18 protein-coding genes are annotated in these 20,503 nt (G+C 38.2%); 16 read left to right on the plus strand and 2 right to left on the minus strand.

Going from position 1 to position 20,503, the window contains the following annotated elements; translation table 11 throughout:
• The first annotated feature begins 4 nt into the window (after positions 1–4).
• Positions 5–2,278 (plus strand): beta-glucosidase BglX, encoded by a 2,274-nt coding sequence (gene bglX / locus HMPREF9456_RS15690; RefSeq protein WP_006844547.1) that lies wholly within the window; start codon positions 5–7, stop codon positions 2,276–2,278.
• Between the two features lie 76 nt (positions 2,279–2,354).
• Here bglX and HMPREF9456_RS15695 read toward each other — a convergent pair whose 3' ends face one another.
• Together HMPREF9456_RS15695 and HMPREF9456_RS15700 are read right to left on the minus strand one after the other, a co-directional pair.
• On the minus strand, positions 2,355–2,615 hold the full coding sequence (locus HMPREF9456_RS15695; protein WP_245531039.1) for a hypothetical protein: 261 nt from the start codon (positions 2,613–2,615) through the stop codon (positions 2,355–2,357).
• Between the two features lie 160 nt (positions 2,616–2,775).
• Positions 2,776–4,038: a phosphoglycerate kinase gene (locus HMPREF9456_RS15700; RefSeq protein WP_006844549.1), complete on the minus strand. Its 1,263-nt coding sequence runs from the start codon at positions 4,036–4,038 to the stop codon at positions 2,776–2,778.
• Positions 4,039–4,594: 556 nt separating this feature from the next.
• Between HMPREF9456_RS15700 and HMPREF9456_RS15705 the strand changes: the two genes are divergently transcribed.
• The 15 genes from HMPREF9456_RS15705 to HMPREF9456_RS15775 all read left to right on the plus strand — a co-directional run bounded on the left by HMPREF9456_RS15705 (position 4,595) and on the right by HMPREF9456_RS15775 (position 20,503).
• A complete protein-coding gene (locus HMPREF9456_RS15705; protein WP_006844551.1) occupies positions 4,595–5,587 on the plus strand; it encodes an AAA family ATPase in 993 nt (330 codons plus the stop codon).
• 52 nt (positions 5,588–5,639) lie between these two features.
• Positions 5,640–5,996 carry a four helix bundle protein gene (locus HMPREF9456_RS15710; RefSeq protein WP_006844552.1) on the plus strand — a complete coding sequence of 119 codons (357 nt, stop codon included), beginning with the start codon at positions 5,640–5,642 and terminating at the stop codon, positions 5,994–5,996.
• A 40-nt stretch (positions 5,997–6,036) separates the two neighbouring features.
• Complete coding sequence (locus HMPREF9456_RS15715) at positions 6,037–6,906, plus strand: DUF58 domain-containing protein (RefSeq protein WP_006844553.1); 870 nt, start codon at positions 6,037–6,039, stop codon at positions 6,904–6,906.
• A 23-nt stretch (positions 6,907–6,929) separates the two neighbouring features.
• Positions 6,930–7,991: a hypothetical protein gene (locus tag HMPREF9456_RS15720; protein WP_006844554.1), complete on the plus strand. Its 1,062-nt coding sequence runs from the start codon at positions 6,930–6,932 to the stop codon at positions 7,989–7,991.
• Between the two features lie 11 nt (positions 7,992–8,002).
• Positions 8,003–8,986, plus strand: a complete 984-nt coding sequence (locus HMPREF9456_RS15725) for a vWA domain-containing protein (protein ID WP_006844555.1) — start codon at positions 8,003–8,005, stop codon at positions 8,984–8,986.
• A 24-nt stretch (positions 8,987–9,010) separates the two neighbouring features.
• Positions 9,011–10,039, plus strand: a complete 1,029-nt coding sequence (locus HMPREF9456_RS15730) for a vWA domain-containing protein (protein ID WP_006844556.1) — start codon at positions 9,011–9,013, stop codon at positions 10,037–10,039.
• 108 nt (positions 10,040–10,147) lie between these two features.
• Complete coding sequence (locus HMPREF9456_RS15735) at positions 10,148–10,945, plus strand: tetratricopeptide repeat protein (RefSeq protein WP_006844557.1); 798 nt, start codon at positions 10,148–10,150, stop codon at positions 10,943–10,945.
• Between the two features lie 2 nt (positions 10,946–10,947).
• Positions 10,948–11,802, plus strand: coding sequence for a BatD family protein (locus HMPREF9456_RS15740; RefSeq protein WP_006844558.1), 855 nt, complete (start codon positions 10,948–10,950; stop codon positions 11,800–11,802).
• 52 nt (positions 11,803–11,854) lie between these two features.
• Positions 11,855–13,690: a BatD family protein gene (locus HMPREF9456_RS15745; RefSeq protein WP_006844559.1), complete on the plus strand. Its 1,836-nt coding sequence runs from the start codon at positions 11,855–11,857 to the stop codon at positions 13,688–13,690.
• Between the two features lie 11 nt (positions 13,691–13,701).
• Complete coding sequence (locus tag HMPREF9456_RS15750; RefSeq protein WP_006844560.1) at positions 13,702–14,544, plus strand: tetratricopeptide repeat protein; 843 nt, start codon at positions 13,702–13,704, stop codon at positions 14,542–14,544.
• 44 nt (positions 14,545–14,588) lie between these two features.
• Positions 14,589–15,284 carry a phosphatase PAP2 family protein gene (locus tag HMPREF9456_RS15755; protein WP_006844561.1) on the plus strand — a complete coding sequence of 232 codons (696 nt, stop codon included), beginning with the start codon at positions 14,589–14,591 and terminating at the stop codon, positions 15,282–15,284.
• A gap of 78 nt (positions 15,285–15,362) precedes the next feature.
• Positions 15,363–15,617 (plus strand): hypothetical protein, encoded by a 255-nt coding sequence (locus HMPREF9456_RS15760; protein ID WP_006844562.1) that lies wholly within the window; start codon positions 15,363–15,365, stop codon positions 15,615–15,617.
• Between the two features lie 143 nt (positions 15,618–15,760).
• On the plus strand, positions 15,761–16,882 hold the full coding sequence (locus HMPREF9456_RS15765) for a universal stress protein (protein WP_006844563.1): 1,122 nt from the start codon (positions 15,761–15,763) through the stop codon (positions 16,880–16,882).
• 354 nt (positions 16,883–17,236) lie between these two features.
• The gene (locus tag HMPREF9456_RS15770) at positions 17,237–19,327 is read left to right on the plus strand and encodes a dipeptidyl-peptidase 3 family protein (RefSeq protein ID WP_006844564.1); all 2,091 of its coding nucleotides are present in this window, start codon (positions 17,237–17,239) and stop codon (positions 19,325–19,327) included.
• A gap of 111 nt (positions 19,328–19,438) precedes the next feature.
• The gene (locus HMPREF9456_RS15775; RefSeq protein ID WP_006844565.1) at positions 19,439–20,503 is read left to right on the plus strand and encodes a tetratricopeptide repeat protein; all 1,065 of its coding nucleotides are present in this window, start codon (positions 19,439–19,441) and stop codon (positions 20,501–20,503) included.

Consider the following 20,503-nt stretch of genomic DNA (forward strand, 5'->3'; position numbering starts at 1 on the left):
GATTATGAGAAAAGTTTTATTATTAGCTCTTTGGGGACTATCCTTATGTGTGTATAGTCAAAACAAAGGTGATGCAAAGATGAATCAGTTTATAGATAATCTGATGCAGCAAATGACGTTTGAAGAGAAAGTGGGGCAGTTAAATCTTGCTGCATCACCTGCTCTGATGACAGGTACTACTTTTACAGAAAATATAAATGAAAAGCTGACAAAAAGCCAACTCGGAGCTTTCCTGAATGTTATAAGCCCCGAAGAACAGAAAAAGGCTCAGGAAATAGTGACTACCCAAACACGCATGAAGATTCCTCTTCTTTTTGGATTGGATGTTATTCATGGCTACAAAACTATTTTCCCTATTCCGTTAGCGCTTGCATGTACATGGGATCCGGCTTTAATTGAGAAAACTGCACGTAGAGCTATTGTAGAAGCTACCAGTACAGGTATAAACTGGGTATATTCTCCAATGGTAGATATATCTCGCGATCCGCGTTGGGGACGTGTGGCTGAAGGTGCAGGAGAAGATCCGTATCTTGGCGGACTTGTAGCAAAAGCAATGATCAGAGGTATTCAGGGTGACGATCTTAGTGCTGATAATACAGCGATGGCATGCGTTAAGCACTTTGCTCTATATGGAGCATCGGAAGCAGGTAAAGATTATAATACAGTGGATATGAGTAGGGTTCAGATGTTTAACTACTACATGGAGCCATATAAAGCAGCCGTAGAAGCCGGAACAGGAAGCTTGATGACATCTTTCAACTTGGTAGAAGGAATTCCTGCTACAGGAAACAAATGGTTGCTAACAGATGTGTTGAGAAAGCAATGGGGCTTTGATGGCTTTATTGTTACTGACTTCACATCTCTCAACGAAATGATAGATCATGGTATGGGAGATCTGGAAACAGTAACAGGCTTAGCTCTAAATGCAGGAGTAGATATGGATATGGCCGGAGAAGCTTTCTTGACTAAGTTAGCCGGATTAGTGAAAAAAGGAGTTGTAAAACAAGCAGATATAGACGCAGCTTGTAGAAGAGTACTAGAAGCTAAATATAAACTAGGTTTGTTTGAAGACCCTTTCCGCTATTTGAAGCGTGTAGGAGAGCCATTGGTGACACCAGAATCGAGAGCTTTGGCTCGTGAAGCTGCCAGACAATCTACAGTTTTACTGAAGAATGCAAACCAAACTTTACCTTTGCAGAAAAAAGGGAAAATTGCATTGGTAGGTCCTCTTATGGACTCGCAATATGATATGATGGGTACATGGGCACTTACTGCCGATAAGAAATATTCGATAACACTAAAAGAAGGGATTAAAAATGCAGTGGGTGATAATGCTACTGTACTATATGCAAAAGGAGCAAATATAGTTGATGATGAATTTATTTTTGATAAGTCAAATTTCTATGGTTTCCCTTTCGTTTCCAAAGATCCTAAATCTCCCGAAGAACTGCTAAAAGAAGCTGTTGAAGTTGCAAAACAGTCTGACGTCGTAGTTGTTGCTTTAGGTGAAGGCAATAGCCAAAGTGGAGAATCGGCATCAAGAACAAATATTGATCTTTTCGAAAACCAAAAAACATTGCTTAAAGAGCTTGTGAAAACAGGTAAGCCTGTAGTATTAGTATTGTTTAACGGACGCCCTCTTACACTAACTTGGGAAGATGAGAATTGTGCTGCTATCGTAGAGGCTTGGGCTCCGGGTAGTGAAGCGGGTAATGCTGTAGCTGATATCTTATTTGGCGATTACAATCCATCGGGTAAGATAACGATGACTTTCCCTCGCTCAGTTGGGCAGATTCCGATCTATTATAACTATCTGAATACAGGTAGACCTTATGTAAAAGACGGGCCTCATAAGTTTAAAGCAAATTATATTGATGAGGTTAATGAGCCGCTTTATCCATTCGGATACGGACTTAGCTATACTACTTTCGAATATGGCGATGTTAAGCTCAACTCAAATAAGATGAATGAGAACGGAAGTGTAGAGGCTAGTGTAACTGTATCGAATACAGGAAATAAAGATGGAAATGAAATCGTACAGTTATATATCAGAGATGAGGTTGCCAGTATTTCAAGACCGGTGAAAGAACTGAAAGGTTTTGAGAAAATATTCCTCAAAGCAGGCGAAACAAAAACAGTTAAGTTTACAATAACTGCCGATCAGTTGAAATTTTACAATAATAATATAGATTATGTTTGTGAGCCGGGTATGTTTGAAGTCATGATTGGAAAGAATAGCCAAGATGTAAAATCAAGTAAATTCGAGTTGGTGAAATAATCGATTCTCTTAAATATTATATACTAATTATAAAAGAAAAACACCTTCGGATGAATAGTCCGAAGGTGTTTTATTATTATTTTGAGGTATCAGAGGACGGGGATGGAGATGGTCTGTTCTCAAACTCATACTTGTTTAACCATACTTTATTCCACCCCAACAGTTTGCCATCCACAAACCTGAGTTTATATATTCCTTCATCAAACGCTTTATAGCCCCAGACTATGACATTGTCCTTAGCTTCCACTACTTCATATTGATCTCCCATAATAGAGACAATTTGTTGTTGAGACATTCCTATGCTAATATTCCTGATGTTTTTATCTGCATTTTTCATGCTATTGTATGTGCTACATGAAAACAGGAGCATGCTGAAAGTAATTAAAAGTAATAGTTTTTTAGCCATGGCATTTGTTTTGATTATTTTAGAATAAAGATAAAAAAAGTCCGTATAATATTATACGGACTTTACATATTTTATTTGATTAATTAAAATCTTAGTATCCTCTGATAGCTTTGATTCCCGGAAGAACTTTGCCTTCGATGAATTCAAGTAGAGCACCACCACCTGTAGAAACATAAGATACCTCATCTGCAAGGTTGAACTTATTTACAGCAGCAACAGAGTCACCACCACCTACAAGAGAGAAAGCTCCTGCTTTAGTCGCAGCAGCAACAGCTTCAGCAGTTACTTTTGTTCCTTGAGCGAAGTTGTCAAACTCGAATACACCTACAGGACCATTCCAAAGAATAGTTTTTGAAGCCATAAGTACATCTGCAATTTCTTTTTCGCCTTTAGGGCCTATATCTAATCCCATCCATCCGTCAGGGATAGCGTTAGCTTCTGATATTTCAGTATTAGCGTCGTTGCTGAAAGCATCGGCTATTTTAGCATCACTTGCTATTACTAATTGTACGCCATTCGCTTTAGCTTTGGCTACAATTTCGTTAGCTAGGTCTAGCTTGTCATTTTCTACAAGAGAATTTCCGATCTTACCACCTGCTGCTTTGATGAAAGTAAATGCCATACCACCACCAATAACAAGATTGTTTACTTTATCCAATAGGTTTTCAATGATGTCGATTTTTGAAGAAACCTTAGCACCACCAATAATAGCAGTAAACGGACGTGCTGTATCTTTCAATACTTTTTCTACAGCGTCAATTTCTTTCTGCATTAGGTAACCAAACATTTTGTGTTCAGCATCGAAGTAATCTGCAATAAGAGCGGTCGAAGCATGTGCACGGTGAGCTGTACCAAAAGCATCGTTTACATAAACATCGGCATAAGAAGCAAGTGTTTTAGTGAACTCTTTTTGGCTTTCTTTTATAGCTTTTTTTGCAGTAGCTTTTTCTTCATCGCTTGCATCTTCTGCCAAACCACGAGGCTTGCCTTCTTCTTCGGCATAGAAGCGAAGATTTTCAAGTAATAATGCTTCTCCCGGTTGAAGGGCAGCAGCTTTTACTCCGGCATCTTCACCTACACAATCGTTTGCAAACTGTACATCTACACCAAGAAGTTTAGATACGTGAGCAAGGATATGTTTCAATGAATATTTTTCTTCTACTCCTTTTGGACGGCCAAGGTGAGATGCTATAATTGGGCTACCACCATCAGCTACGATCTTTTTTAGGGTAGGCATAGCCGCACGAATACGAGTGTCATCTGTGATGTTGAATTGTGCATCTAGAGGCACATTGAAATCAACTCGTACAAAGACTTTTTTGCCTGCAAAGTTGAATTTGTCAATTGTAATCATGATTTGTTTTAGTTAAATATAAATAATATTACTGATTATCAATGTTTTGTTGGGGGCTGCCGCCCATTTTAAAAAGTGATACAAATATACTAAATTCTGTGAGAGATATTTTATGAAAAAATGAAATTATAGTAAAATTTGACAGAATATTAATTTAACCCGAAGATTTGTTAATCCGAGTTTGCAAAAAAGATAAAACTTTAGTTCACTCATTTTATAGGTGATTAAAATGAGTATGTACTTCTCTATTCTCTATATTATATTTTTAAGATTAAAGGGTAAATCTTTCGCTTGGCTATAGTTCTTTTTGTACAATGCGTATCCGAAGATAATCTTTTCATAGTGTTATGATTGTTAGACTATAATTAAAGAATGGAAATATAAAAAATTGATTTATGTTATATCTGCTTTTTGATATTTATTTCTAGGCCTTTAAATACTTCATTCTGCTTAATTTTTTTTAACTCCGAATTATCGCTTTTAAGATTTAACATTTCTATTTTTGTCGTGCTTACTAAAAATGAAGATCAATATAAACTCAAAATAGAAGAAAAATATGGCACATGTTGATATTCGGGAGCTTACCGAAAGAATTCAAAGCAAAAGTTCATTCGTCGAATCACTCACAATGGGAATGGATCGGGTTATTGTGGGCCAAAAGCATCTGGTAGAGTCGTTGCTTATCGGTCTGCTCGCTGATGGACATATATTGCTGGAAGGTGTTCCCGGTCTCGCAAAAACGTTGGCAATAAAGTCTTTGGCGTCACTTATCGATGCTAAATATAGTCGTATTCAGTTTACTCCCGATTTGCTTCCGGCCGATGTGGTGGGAACAATGATCTATAGCCAGAAAACTGAAGAATTCTTAGTGAAACATGGGCCTGTATTCTCTAACTTTGTATTAGCCGATGAAATTAACCGTGCTCCGGCAAAAGTGCAAAGTGCTTTGCTTGAGGCTATGCAAGAGCGTCAGGTTACTATCGGAGAGAAAACCTACAAGTTGCCGTCTCCTTTCCTTGTAATGGCTACACAGAACCCTATTGAGCAGGAAGGTACTTATCCGCTTCCTGAAGCTCAGGTTGACCGTTTCATGCTGAAGGTGGTGATTAACTATCCGAAGAAAGAAGAAGAAAAATTGATCCTCAGGAACAACCTCGCCGGAGATTATGGTAAGCTTCAGCCGGTAATGAAAGCCGAAGAAATCATAAGTGCCCGTGAAGTGGTACGTGATGTTTATTTGGACGAAAAAATTGAAAAATATATTGTAGATATAGTATTTGCTACTCGTTTCCCTGAAGATAACGGACTGGCATCTTTGAAAGGTATGATCGGGTTCGGAGCTTCTCCACGTGCATCTATCAGCCTTGCTCTTGCTTCAAGAGCTTATGCTTTTATCAAACGCAGAGGATATGTGATACCGGAAGATATACGTGCTGTATGTCATGATGTATTGCGTCACCGTATTGGTTTGACATACGAGGCTGAGGCAAATAATACTACATCTGATGAAATAATAAGTGAAATCTTAAATAAGATTGAAGTTCCGTAATTGATCACGGTCAACAGTTAACAGAGAGCAGTTAGCAATGTAATAAACTGAAATGATAACAAACAGTCTTGTATATGAAAAAGCTTATTCTTTTGCAATAAGAATTGTAAATGCTTATAAGTTCTTAAAAGATAAACAAGAGTTTGTTCTATCAAAACAACTGTTGAGAGCAGGAACTTCTGTCGGAGCTAATATAGCAGAAGCCAACGGCGCTATTTCGGATTCGGATTTTTCAGCTAAAATCAGTATAGCATATAAGGAAATATTGGAGACTAAATATTGGCTTTCTTTACTTAAAGATACCGGATATATTTCTCCTGATACTTTTAATGATGTGCATGAAAATGCTGATGAAATAGCTAAAATGTTATACTCTATATTAAAGATAACTCGAATAAATAAAATTTAATAATTGTTGACTGTTAACTGATAACTGTTAACTGAACAAGATGGAAACAAGCGAATTATTAAAGAAAGTACGTCAGATAGAGATTAAAACCCGTGGATTATCCCGCAATATTTTTGCCGGTCAGTATCACTCTGCTTTTAAGGGGCGTGGTATGGCTTTTTCAGAAGTGCGAGAATATCAGTATGGAGACGATATCCGCGATATAGACTGGAATGTAACAGCACGATACAACAAGCCTTATGTGAAGGTCTTCGAAGAAGAAAGGGAGCTTACCGTTATGTTGCTTGTCGATGTTTCTGCCAGTCAGGATTTTGGTACACACCTTTCTGTGAAGAGAGATGTCGTAACCGAAATTGCTGCTACTCTGGCCTTTTCTGCTATACAAAATAACGATAAGATCGGAGTAATCTTTTTTTCTGATAAGATCGAAAAATTCATCCCTCCAAAGAAAGGGAAGAAACATATTCTGTACATTATCCGCGAATTGATCAACTTTCAGGCAGAAAGTCCCAAAACTGATATGGGAATGGCTCTGAAATTTTTGACGAATGCTATAAAAAAGAGGTGTACAACCTTTATGATATCCGACTTTATTGATGTCAAAGATTACTACAATGCGCTCACGATAGCAAACCGTAAACACGATATTGTTGCGTTGCAGGTATATGATTCTCTCGAAACTCAGTTGCCTAGCGTTGGTCTTATGAAGATACTGGATGCAGAAACAGGAAGCGAACATTGGATCGACACATCGTCTCGTAAGGTAAGGCAGACGTATAAAGATTGGTGGCAGAAGCAACAGGATAATATGCAGACCTCATTCAATCGCAGCAAGGTGGACAGTGTATCGGTACGTACCGATGAAGATTATGTGAAAGCATTGTTGGCTTTATTTAAAAAGAGAAGTTGAAAATAAAATCGATACATTGATATATGTTGAAATTGAAAAATATAATACTGCTTAGCTTATTCTTCTGTTTGAGTTTTGCGCTTCATGCACAAAAGTCGACCGTAAGGGCAACTATACAGCCGTCGGATATATTGATTGGTGAGCAAGCAGTTATAAATGTAGAAGTTATTGCCCCCAAAGGGAAGAATATTATTTTCCCTGCCTACAAGGACACATTAATCAGGGGGGTAGAGGTTCTCGCGATGTTGAAGCCGGATACAACAATGACTGAGGTGATGACTATCAATCAGAAATACATTGTTACCTCATTCGACTCTACGCTGTATCATATACCTTATATGATGGTGATAGATGGCATAGATACCCTGAAGACAAATGACTTTGGGCTCAAAGTATCTGCTCCGCAACTGTCCGACTCTACGTTGGCTTATCTCGAACGATTGAAAAATCATGAGACTGACTCTATCGATTTTGCTAAACTTCAGATAAACGATATCAAGGATGTCCAATCTCCTCCATTTGTATGGCTCGATTATTTGGAATACTTGTATATACTTTTCTTGGCATCTCTTATTATTTTATTGATCGCTGCCTTAATTTATCTCTATTACAGGAAAAAGAAAAAAGGATATTACTTTACTCCTAAAATTGTATTACCTCCTCACGTCGAAGCATTGCAGGGTCTTGATAAACTCAAGGACTCGAAAATGTGGCAGCGAGGGATGGAAAAAGAGTATTATACCGAGTTGACGGATATCCTCCGTAAGTATATTGGTCGCCGCTTTGATATTGCTGCTCCCGAAATGATATCGGACGATATTATTGCAGCTGTTCATCTAGTTACAGATACAAAATCTGCTACAGACGGACTTGCTCAAATCCTGAAACTATCCGATCTGGTGAAGTTTGCAAAATATACGCCTTTTGCCGATGAAAACGACCTTAGTTTGGTTAATGCATTCTTGTTTGTAAATCAGACCAAGATAGAAGAAAGACCTACTCTCGAAGAGCAGAAGGAAGGAAAAGAAGCGCAGGGAGCAACAAGTGCAACAGGAAATCAAAATATGAATAATAAACAAAGCTAAAAGATACAGAAATGGAATATGCCAATCCGAAATATTTATACTTACTCTTATTGCTTATACCTCTTATTGGGTGGTATATCTTTAAGCTAAGGAAAATGCAGGCTACATTCAAGTTGTCTTCTGGCTATGCATTCGAAAAAGCACCGTCGACACTGAGGGTATATATGCGCCACTTTCCCTTTTTGTTGAGGGTAATTGCTATTGCCCTTGTTATAATAGTGTTGGCAAGACCTCAGAGTGTCAATTCTTCAGATATATCCAAGTCGGAAGGGATAGACATTATTATGGCACTGGATATATCAGGAACCATGATGGCGAATGACTTCTCTCCAACTCGTTTGGAGGCGGCAAAAAAAGTTGCATCAGAATTTATCAACGACAGGCAAAGCGACCGTATCGGTTTGGTCATATTTGCGGGCGAGAGTTTTACTCAATGTCCGTTGACTACAGACCACCGGGTACTTCTCAACTTATTGAGCGAAGTTAAATTCGGAATGATAGAAGATGGTACAGCTATAGGATTGGGACTAGCCAATTCCGTAAACAGGTTGAAAGACAGTCAGTCAAAATCTCGTGTTGTTATCCTTCTGACAGACGGTTCTAACAATGCGGGACAGATTGCACCGTTAACCGCTGCCGAACTAGCCGCATCATACGGAATACGTGTGTATACGATTGGTATAGGTTCGAGAGGAACGTCAGTGGCGCGTGTCATGACTCCATACGGCATGCAATCGATGAACGTATCGGGCGACTTTGACGAACGCACATTGACCGAGATAGCCTCTAAGACAGGAGGTTCGTACTTCCGGGCTACGGACAATACCAGTTTGAGTGGTATATATGACGAAATAGATCAAATGGAAAAGTCTCATATAAGTGTAAATACTGTGACAAAGCGTAAAGAGCTTTATTTGCCTTTTGCAATTATAGCTTTAGCGCTGATTGGAGGAGAACTTATTCTGCGACGTACATGGTTGAGAAATATTCCATAAATAAAACAAGTGTAAGCATTAATTATGAGTGTATTTAAGTTTGCAAATCCCGAATTCCTATATTTGTTCCTTGCCATACCTTTATTTGTTATTAGCTTTATCTTATTGAATATAGCTAAACGTAAAAGTGTGGAAAGGCTAGGGACATTGTCTTTGGTGAAGAAAATGATGCCGGAACTATCGTTAAAACGTTCTTATCTTAAATTTTGGATAACGATGGTTGCAGTAGGATTTGGTATCATCGTTTTGGCTCGTCCGCAATTTGGGACAAAGGTTGAGAAAGTGGATAAAAAAGGAATAGAGCTGGTTATTGCGATAGACGTTTCTAATTCGATGATGGCGGAAGATATCAGCCCGAGCCGATTGGTAAAGGCAAAGCAAATACTGACTCGTATCATCGATGAACGTAAGAATGATAAGGTCGCAATTGTAGTTTTTGCAGGAGAGGCATTTATACAGCTTCCTCTGACTCCTGACAACCAATCGGCGAAGTTGTTCCTCGAAACGATCAATCCGAGTCTTGTGCCTGTACAGGGTACTGCCATTGGTAGTGCTATAGATATGAGCATGAGTTGCTTCTCCAACGATGCCGATATAGATAAAGCTATTGTGCTTATCACAGATGGAGAAGGGCATGAGGGTAATGCTGAAGAGGCTGCTGCCCGTGCTGCGAGTAAAGGTGTGCATGTGAATGTAGTAGGCATAGGAACGGCAGAGGGTGCAATGATTCCCGAAGCTGAAAATTCACGAGATATAAAAAGGGATACACAAGGGCAACCTGTAGTTACCAAGCTCAATGAAGAAATGTGCCGTCAGATAGCCAAAGCCGGAGAAGGATTGTATGCGCATGCTGATAATTCGAACAGTGCCTTGAAAAGTTTACAGGCAGAGTTGGATAAACTACAGAAGAAGGAAATAGATGGTATCGCATATTCTGAATATGACGAAAAATACCAGATCTTTGCATGGGCTCTGTTGGTTTTACTCTTTGTAGAGATTTGTATCTTCGAAAAGAAGAATAGAATATTCAGAAATATAAGGTTGTTTAAGTAAGATAGTAATACATGTTTTTGTCATGCTAATTTAACGAAGAGCTTAGTCGGAGAGATATAAGATTTATTACTTTGTTTTGAAATGACATCATAATTGAATATCGACGAAATGAAAAAAATTATATTTATAACACTTTTTACCCTGATCGCAGTTAGTTTATCGGCTCAGAAAGAAGCACGCAAGGCCGTTCGTTCAGGTAATAAGGCATATAAAGACCAACGATATGGCGCTGCCGAAGCCGAATATCACAAAGCACTGAAAGATGATGCTGCATCGAAAGAAGCTTCATTCAATCTTGCAAATGCATATTACAAACAACAGAAATGGGACGATGCTGTAAAAGAGTATCAACATTATCTCACATTGGAGAATCAGAACCCGATCAAGATGAGTGCTGCTTGGAGTAATATGGGAAACACTTTCTTGAAAAAGAAAGCAAATGAAAAAGGACAAGGCCAACAAGCTCCCGTTCCTCAGGGACAGCAACCCGCACAGCCCCAACAGCAGCAGGGGGATAACCTGAAAATGTCGATGGAAGCGTATAAAAATGCATTGCGTTTGAATCCGAAAGATGACAATACACGTTATAATCTGGCTGTTGTACAGAAAATGATACAAGACCGACAAAACGAAGATCAGAACAAGGATCAAAATAAAGATCAGAACAAAGATCAAAAACAAGACCAAAATAAGGATCAAAACCAAGACCAGAATCAGAACAAGGATCAGAAACAAGACCAAAAAGATCAGAAGGATCAAAATCAGATGTCGCAAGACAATATGCAGCAGATGTTGCAAGCTATAGAGCAAGACGAAAAAAATACTCAAGAACGCGTAAACCAAGCGAAGGCTCAGGAACGCAAGCAAAAGAATGAAAATAACAGAAAGCAGAATAAAGACTGGTAATAATGAAAAGAAGTAATATTCTCTCATTTCATCGGCTTTTAGTTTTGTTCTTCGCCTTATCTTTTTATATCTCTTTAGCAGGACAGGAGAACAAAGTGAGGATAAAAGCACCTGAAACGGTAACTGTTGGGGAGCAGTTTACGGTCGCTTATATTGTGGAAAGTGATAAGGAAGTGAAAGAACCTGTAATTATCAAAAATATGAATGGGTTTGAAATTCTTTACGGGCCTTCTTTGTCCGCATCAAGTTCTACCGTGTTCAAAAAAGGGAAGAGGGTACAGTCTTTTTCGGCTACATCAACCTATATACTTCGTGCACCCGAAAAGGGTAAGTTTTCTTTGCCACAGGCAGAAGTGAATATCGATGGTAAGAAGTATAAATCGGAAAGTTTTAAGATAGAAGTACGTTCTCTGGAAGAGAATATAGCTAAGGTGAAGGATGTAGATGCTTTTCTAAAAGTGGTAGCCTCCAAAACCAGTGTTAACCTCTCCGATACGTTAACACTCTCTTATCGTCTATATACAACAAAGGATATATATAAGATCGTGGATGTAGACTTTCCGTATCTGAATGATTTCTATTCAAGTGATATAACCCGCTTGAGACAGTCATTTTCTGAAGAAGTGATAAACGGAAAAACATACAAAGTTGTGGAAATGCGGAAACTACTCTTGCAACCCCGCAAAATCGGAGAAATGGTATTGCCGGAGGGTTCAGTGACTGTTCAGTATTCGACTCCTACCGGACGTAAAGTAAGGGATATTTGGGGAGATGTATACGACGAGTCGGTGACTAACGACAAGGTACTGAAAATAGATTCGGTAGTTATACGTGTTCAAGACTTGAAAGCTATATAAAGTAAAAATATTACTTTTGTGATAATCTTTAGAAAAATAAATTGAGAGAGTAATGAAGAGGTGTTCGTTTTTATTGATATTATTACTCATAAGTGTTTCAAAAATATTGGCCGATGACATCTCGTTTGTCATCAATGCTCCTGCGTCTACCGTAAAAGGAGCTCAGATACAACTGCAATATATATTGAAAGGAGGGAGTGGAAACAACATCCAGATTCCTGATGAGATAAGAGGATTTGATATTCTTTTCGGGCCTTCTGTATCTCAGGTTTATAGCTCTTCTAATATCAATGGGAAAGTTAGCTCGGAGAGCAATACAACTTTCACCTATGTACTGATGGCTAATGCTGAGGGGACATTTACACTACCTGCTGCGTCAATTAAGGCTAATGGTAAGAATTATAGGTCGGGAACGGCTCAAATCAAAGTGTTGCCTCCTGATAAGAATGCACAGCCTCAACAGCCGGGACGTAATCCTCAAGTTATTACCCAGACATCAAAAGAAGGAAATGTGAGTCCTGATGATGCCTTTGTAAGAGCCATATTCTCTAAAACTAAAGTAAAAGAACAGGAAGCTGTTGTAGTAACATTCCGATTCTATACCGTACTTAATATCAGAGATGTCGGTAAAATACAATTCCCTGAATTTGAAGGCTTCATGACAGAGGATTTTGATATGGCCACAAACCGACAAATGACAGCTGAGCATTATAAAGGTCGAAACTACATGGCAATAGATGTAAAGAAGACCTTGTTGTTTCCTCAGCGATCGGGCAAGATAACTATCCCTTCGGGAACGATGGAGATTGTTTTTGAGGTTTCCTCAGGACGTAAAGTACAGACCTTCTTCGGTCCTCAGGATGTGATGACAGAAGCTAAGAAGATATTGAAAACAACACCTGTTACTGTCGATATTTCGGCTCTTCCGTTACAAGATAAGCCTGCTAACTTTTCGGGAGCAGTGGGTGCATTTACGTTTACGCCTACTATTTCTTCACAGAAAGTGAAAGCAAATGATGCTGTAACCATCAAGCTAAATATTTCGGGTACAGGTAACCTGAAGCTTATAAAGAATCCGGAAATAAAATTCCCTAAGGATATAGAGACTTACGATCCTCAGGTGAAAAACGATTATAAGTTGACTGAGAACGGTTTGTCGGGTACAAAGACGATAGAATATATGTTTATCCCTCGTTATCCGGGTAAATTTACTATTCCTCCTATCGAATTTTCATATTTCGATACACGTACCAATACTTACAAAACGGTATCTTCTCCATCTTACGAATTGGATGTAGATAAAGATCCGAATGCAGGAAAGAATGTATCAACAAGCTATTCTAATCAGAAAGAACTGGAGATAAATCAGGATATACGTTATATAAAAACAGGCAACTATTCGTTTAAGAATCCCAACGACTTCTTTGTAGGTTCTCTTTCTTATGTTCTTTGCTATCTCATTCCGCTTGCATTGTTTATTATCTTCTCTATTGTATATAGGAAGCAAATACAGGCAAATGCTGATATAGCCCTAATGCGTACTAAGAAGGCAAATAAAGTTGCGACTAAACGTCTGAAACTTGCTAAACAATATTTGCTTACGCACAAAAAAGATAATTTCTACGAGGAGATACTTCGTGCTGTGTGGGGATATCTGAGCGATAAACTGACTATTCCGGTAGCTGATCTTAATAGAGAGAATATTGAAACAGAACTTCGTAAATACGGCGTTGGAGACGATATTATAGGAACGTTTATAAATATACTCGATACCGGAGAGTTTGCACGTTATGCTCCGTCAGAATCGGACGATGCGATGGATAAGCTCTATAACGACACGGTAAATGCTATCGGTAAAATGGAAAATACAATCAAAAAAATAAAATAATGATGCGTGAGATGAAACGAGTCATATTATCATACATATTCTTCCTTTTTGTATTCGCTATATCTTCATATGCACAAGATACAACCAATGTAAAAGTAGATAGTGCAACAGTGAAGCCTTCTGCTACGATTGCAGACAACAAGGGCGGCAATAAAACTGTATTTAATAAAGCGAACGAGTTGTACAATAGCGGAGACTTCCGCAAAGCAATAGATTTGCTGGAAAACGAAAAGAATGAACAAAAGAAACAGGGGTTAGAGTCTGCGGAATTATATTATAACCTTGGTAACTCATATTATCGGGTTAATGAAATTGCAAAAGCCCGCCTATATTACGAAAGAGCACATTTGCTCGATCCGGGAGACAGGGATACGAAGCATAATATAGATTATATTATGACTAAGATTGAAGATAAGATTCCTGTTGCTGATACGTTCTTTCTTAGCATCTGGTTCAATGGTGTACAGAACCTGTTTAGCTCAAATAGCTGGGCGAATATCGGTGTTGTTTCATTTCTCCTATTGATCGGCTGCTTGGTATTATTCTTCTTCACGAAACTGATTACGATAAAAAAAATAGCTTTTTATACCGGTATAGTATTCATTATAGTCGTTATATTTGCCAATGTGTTTTCGTTTAGGCAAAAGAGTCGCTTGGAATACCGGGACACAGCCGTAGTAATGGCAGCTTCGGCTCCTATGGTTAGCTCTCCCGATATAAATAGCAAAGAGCTTACAGTATTGCACGCAGGAACGAAAGTGTCGATAACAAAAGAAGATCGTAACTGGCTTGAAGTAGAAATAGATAATGGTACAGTGGGCTGGATACAGCGCGATAAACTGGAAATAATCTGATTCCTTTTCTTCCATTTATATATTTACATGAGAATATTATTTTAATGAGTTTAGTAGAACGAATTTTACCCTATGAGAGGAATCTCTTTTTGTGGCTTAATGATCAGCATACCTCTTATTGGGATGTTTTTATGTGGATATATAGCGGCAAGCTTGTATGGCTTCCACTCGCAATCGTTGCAATAGGTGTTTTTGTCTACAAAATAAAATGGAAAGAGGCTCTTCTATTATTGCTATGTGCAGTTTTGGTTGGCGTGCTTTGTGACTATGTATCTTCTTCTCTAATAAAGCCTTTTTTCGAACGTCTCAGACCTACCCATCATCCCGACTTTCAGAACTATGTAGACACTGTCCGTAATTACCGGGGAGGAAAGTATGGGTTTATATCCAATCATGCCGCTAATGGCTTTGGTATTGTCGCTTTTACATCTCTGCTCTTCAGATATAAATATTATACAATCACGGTTCTTTTATGGGCATGCATAACAGGCTACTCCCGAATATACCTTGGAGTGCATTTTGTATCCGACGTTGTTGGAGGTGCAATATGGGGTGCATTGGTCGGTATTTCTATGTATTATGTTTATTTAACCTCACGCAGGTATATCTTAAAAGTTCCTAAAGAAGAATTGAAAATTCCTGTCTACACTAAAGTTAGGGCTCAGATACTAATGTGCACGATTTGGGTTCTGGTGATTTCGATTGCTATTTATAGCGCAGTATTTAATATTCCCACATAAAATCCATTGTTTTTCAAAAAAGAATTTTATAACTTTAGAACATATTCCTAATCATTTACCATTTAAAACTTAGAGAGTATGACTAGAGTTATCAAATTTACAGAGCTAAGAAGGATTAAGGACACCTTACCGGATGGAAGTATACACCAAATAGCAGAAAAGTTAGAACTCCCGGTGGAAACTGTATGGAACTACTTTGGCGGATATAGTTACGAAAAAGGTCAAAGTTGCGGAATTCATATAGAACCGGGGCCGGATGGGGGATATGTCTCTATTGATGATACCACTATTTTGGATATGGCTTTAGAAATGATGGAATCAAGGGAGGTCTAAGAATTAAAGAGATGAATACGCCAAAAAGTGTTCATCTCTTTTCAAATATATCCCGACGTTCTTAGCTGCGAATATGATAATTTAAAATACTGAGAGAAAACGATTACAAAATTTGTACAAGAAATTATATAAATATGCCGATTATGGAAGATAAATTAGTAACACTAGCTATTCATACAAATGAAAAAGCCCAAATATTAAAACATGTATTGGAAGGTGAGAACATTGAAGTACATATCAATGATGTAGATCTTGATAATCCCGGAGTATCGGCCGGAGTTCGTATCCGAATAAAAGAATCTGATCTTCCGAAGGCATTAAGTGTTGTAGAAAGTCGCCATTTGTTTAGCTACGATGAGGAAGAAACATATCGTACCGATGATGGACGTCAAAGGATTTTGATTCCTGTGGACTTCTCCGATTACTCTCTTAAGGCTTGCCGCATCGCTTTCAATTTGGCTCGTGAGCTGGGTGCGAAGGTCAAAATACTCCATGTGTATTTCAATCCTTATTATCCTACCGCCCTTCCTATGGCAGAGGCTTTTGCCTATCAGGGGAAAGAGGAAAAGGAATTTCAAAACATAATAGAGAAAGTAAAAGAAAATATTCAACGTCTCTGCAATACCATCGATAAGAAAGTATCTGAAGGCGAATTTCCGTCAGTTAACTACTCTTATGTGCTTAGAGAAGGTTTGCCTGAAGAAGAAATAGTGACATTCACAAAGGAATATAAGCCATCAATCATCGTAATGGGCACTAGAGGGAAAGACCAGAAGGATGCCGATCTGATAGGTAGCGTAACAGCCGAAGTGATAGAAATGACACATGTGCCGTTGATAGCCATTCCAGAGAATACTCCGTTTAAGGATTTCAAGGATGTGAAACACATTGCGTTTCTTACAAACTTTAGCCAAAGAGACCTTATCTCGTTCGACTTATTGGCTAAATTATTACAACCTTACCAGGACATCCGTATCTCTTTGACTCATATTGCTGTCAAGAAATCGGATCAGTGGGACGAAATTAAGCTTCAAGGTATTAAAACGTATTTCTCGAAGCAATATCCAAATCTGAATCTCGATTATAAGCTCATCGATACTTCCGATATGCTGAAAAGCCTCGACGAATATATCAAAGATGACGGAATACAGGTGTTGGCACTAACAACCAGCAAACGGAATATATTTGCCCGGATGTTTAGTCCTAGTATTTCGCGCAAGATGTTGTTCCACTCAGATACTCCGTTATTTGTATTGAGAGGGTAGAGCGGCTAGATAAGAATATAGTTGTACTTTATATATCTATCCGTATCTCTGAAAAGATACGGATAGCTTTTTTAATAGAGCTTATGCATCAGTATAATCTGAAATGCATGAAAGGAATAATTTGTATTTGAAGTCTATATGAGAATAGTAGGATAAGCTTCTCTATCATTTTCTTCTTAAAATATGTATATTTGTAATTCGTTTACTTTTTTGAATAAACATTATCTAGATATGATTAAGCTAGTGTAGAGCAAGAGAAAAGGTAACACATGAAACAATCAAAAAAGTGTCACTTTTGTCACCTTTTGAGATTATAGATATAATGAGACGATCGAACAATAAATATATAACTCAATGAAAAAAACAGTATTAATTGCTATGACAGGATTTTCAATGTTGTTTGCAGGCTGTGGAGGAGCGCAAAAAGCATCCCAAGGAGAGGCTGTCTTGGCCGACTCTGTTCCTGCTGATTTTAAATATGAGGTTGATGCCTTTGCCGATCTCCAAATTCTACGTTATTACGTTCCCGGGTTCAATAATCTTTCGTTACAACAAAAGGAACTGGTCTACTATCTATCGATGGCAGCCATCGAAGGGCGTGATATTCTTTACGACCAAAATAATAAATACAATCTGGCTATCCGCCGTGTGCTCGAAGCTATATATGAAAATTATAAAGGTGACAAGAATACGAACGATTATAAAGAGTTTGAGGTTTATCTGAAACGTGTTTGGTTCTCTAACGGTATACATCACCACTATGGAGAAGAAAAATTCCTTCCAGGCTTTTCTAAACAGTTTTTTGCCGAACAGGTAAAAGCCTTGCCCGATAATGTGATTCCAAGAACCAGTCGTTCGGGGAATGAGTCTGTGAGTGCAGATGAATTTATAAAAATGATTACTCCTGTTATGTTTGATCCGAATGTAATGGCGAAGAAAGTAAATCAGTCCGGTAACGACCTTATTCTTTCATCAGCTAATAACTATTACGGAGAAGGCGTAACCCAGAAAGAGGTACAGGCTTTCTATGGAGCTATGAAAGATACGACAGATCAAACTCCGATTTCATACGGACTTAACAGCCGCCTTGTAAAACAAGGAAACAAGCTGGTAGAAGATGTGTGGAAAGTAGGAGGTCTTTATTCTCCTGCCATTGAAAGAATTGTAGGGTGGCTTGAGAAGGCTGAGGCTGTAGCAGAAAACGATCAGCAGAAAGCGGTTATCACTAAGCTGATCTCTTATTACAAAACAGGAGATTTGAAGACATTTGACGAATACGCTATAGCATGGGTGGAAGATCTGAAATCTCAGGTTGATTTTGTAAATGGCTTTACAGAAGTGTATGGTGATCCGCTAGGAATTAAAGCAAGTTGGGAATCGGTGGTAAACTTCAAGAATGTAGAAGCTACCAAACGGACAGAAGTTATCAGCTCAAACGCTCAATGGTTTGAAGATCATTCTCCTGTGGATAAACGTTTCAAAAAAGAAAGTGTGAAAGGGGTATCTGCAAAAGTAATTACAGTAGCTCAATTGGGTGGAGATTGTTATCCTGCAACACCTATCGGTATCAACCTGCCTAATGCCGATTGGATACGTAAAGATCATGGTTCTAAATCGGTGACAATAGAAAACATAATGGAGGCTTACGATGCTGCGGGAGCACATACCGGCTTCAATGATGAGTTTATGTGGTCTGAGCGTGAAGTTAACTCGGTAAAGCAATATGGCTTTATAACAGACGTGCTACATACCGACCTTCACGAATGTTTAGGCCATGGCTCGGGTAAATTGCTGCCGGAGGTTGATCCGAATGCATTAGGAGAATTCAGCTCGACAATAGAAGAAGCCCGTGCCGATTTGTTCGGTCTTTATTTCCTTGCCGATCCTAAGCTTGTAGAACTAGGTATAATTCCGAATGGTGATGCATACAAAGCAGAGTATTATAAGTTTATGATGAATGGTCTTATGACTCAGTTGGTGCGGATAGAGCCGGGTAAGAATATAGAAGAGTCGCACATGCGCAATCGTCAGTTGATCGCTAAATGGGTTTATGAAAAAGGAAAAGCAGACAATGTAGTCGAATATAAAGTGAGAGACGGAAAAACATACGTTGTGGTTAACGATTACAATAAATTACGTACTCTGTTCGGGGATCTGTTAGCTGAAATTCAACGCATAAAATCGGAAGGCGATTTTAAAGGAGCAAAAGCGATTGTAGAGAATTATGCAGTCAAGGTAGATCAAAAATTACATAGTGAAGTTTTGGCTCGCTATAAGAAGCTGAACATGAAGCCTTACAAGGGATTTGTAAACCCTACTTTCGAGTTGGTGAAGGATAGCAATGGTAAAATTACAGATGTGAAAATTAATTATAAAGAAGGTTATGCAGAGCAAATGATTCGGTACTCGAAAGAGTTCTCTTCATTGCCAACATTCAATGATTAAAGTTTATCAACGTTAAGATAAATACAAAAAAGATCGGAAATTATATCTCCGGTCTTTTTTATTTATATATTTGCTATGCTAAACACCATAAAAAACATGTACTAGACGTAAATGAAAATCTTAATTATATCATCAATCTTTTTTCTTTCAACGCTTCCTTTGCTTTCGCAGTCCCAAAAGGACATTGCGGTACAAAAGGGAATAGAAGCAGTAAAATTAATGGACTGTGGAAAAGTAGAAGAAAGTATCACTCTGCTTAAGGAAGCTCAGGAACTTGATCCCGCCAATATTGTATACCCTTACGAAATAGCTTATGCGCATTGTCTCGAAGAAAATTATGAAGAGGCTATTAGTATTCTGAAACCGATACAGGATAATGAAGATGCTTCGGATACGTTTTTCCAAATGTTGGGTATCTGCTATAACTCTATAGGGAATAATGAAGGTGCAATAAAGACCTTTGAGAAAGGTATAAAGAAGTTTCCTGATTCAGGTGCTCTTTATTTCGAATTAGCAAATGCGTATATGGCTCAAGATGAAAAATACACTGCATTATCTTATTTTGAGAAAGGAATCGCCGCAGACCCTACATATCCGTCTAATTATTATTGGGCAGCTAAAATATATTTAGATACAGAAGATGAAGTATGGGGGATGCTCTACGGCGAACTGTTTATGAATCTGGAGCGTAATACACATCGTACGGTTGAGATGAGTAAATTGCTGTATGAGACATATAAGAGTGAGATCACGATTGTGAGTGACTCTGCTGTGTCTGTCAGTTTTTGTAAATATGCAGGACTAGATTTAAAAAATAGTTTGGAATCCTCTTTTGGTAGTGGTATTTACGAACCAATTCTTATGTTGTCTCTTCCGGATGTTAAAACTTTAGATTTAGCTACATTGAGTACGATTCGCACTAATTTTTTGAATATCTACTATAAAAATAATATAGAGAATATATATCCAAATGTACTGCTCGACTATCAAAAGTTATTGATGAATGCCGGACACCTTGAAGCCTATAACTATTGGATATTGATGCAGGGAAATCCTTCCGAATTTCTCCAGTGGAAGTCGGCGAATGAAAGTAAATGGAAAAGCTTTACAGATTGGTTTTCCTGTAATCCGATTAAGCTGTCTTCTAAAAATAAGTTTGTAAAAGAACAGTATTGA

It is taken from the genome of Dysgonomonas mossii DSM 22836, assembly GCF_000213575.1.
Lineage (GTDB): Bacteria > Bacteroidota > Bacteroidia > Bacteroidales > Dysgonomonadaceae > Dysgonomonas > Dysgonomonas mossii.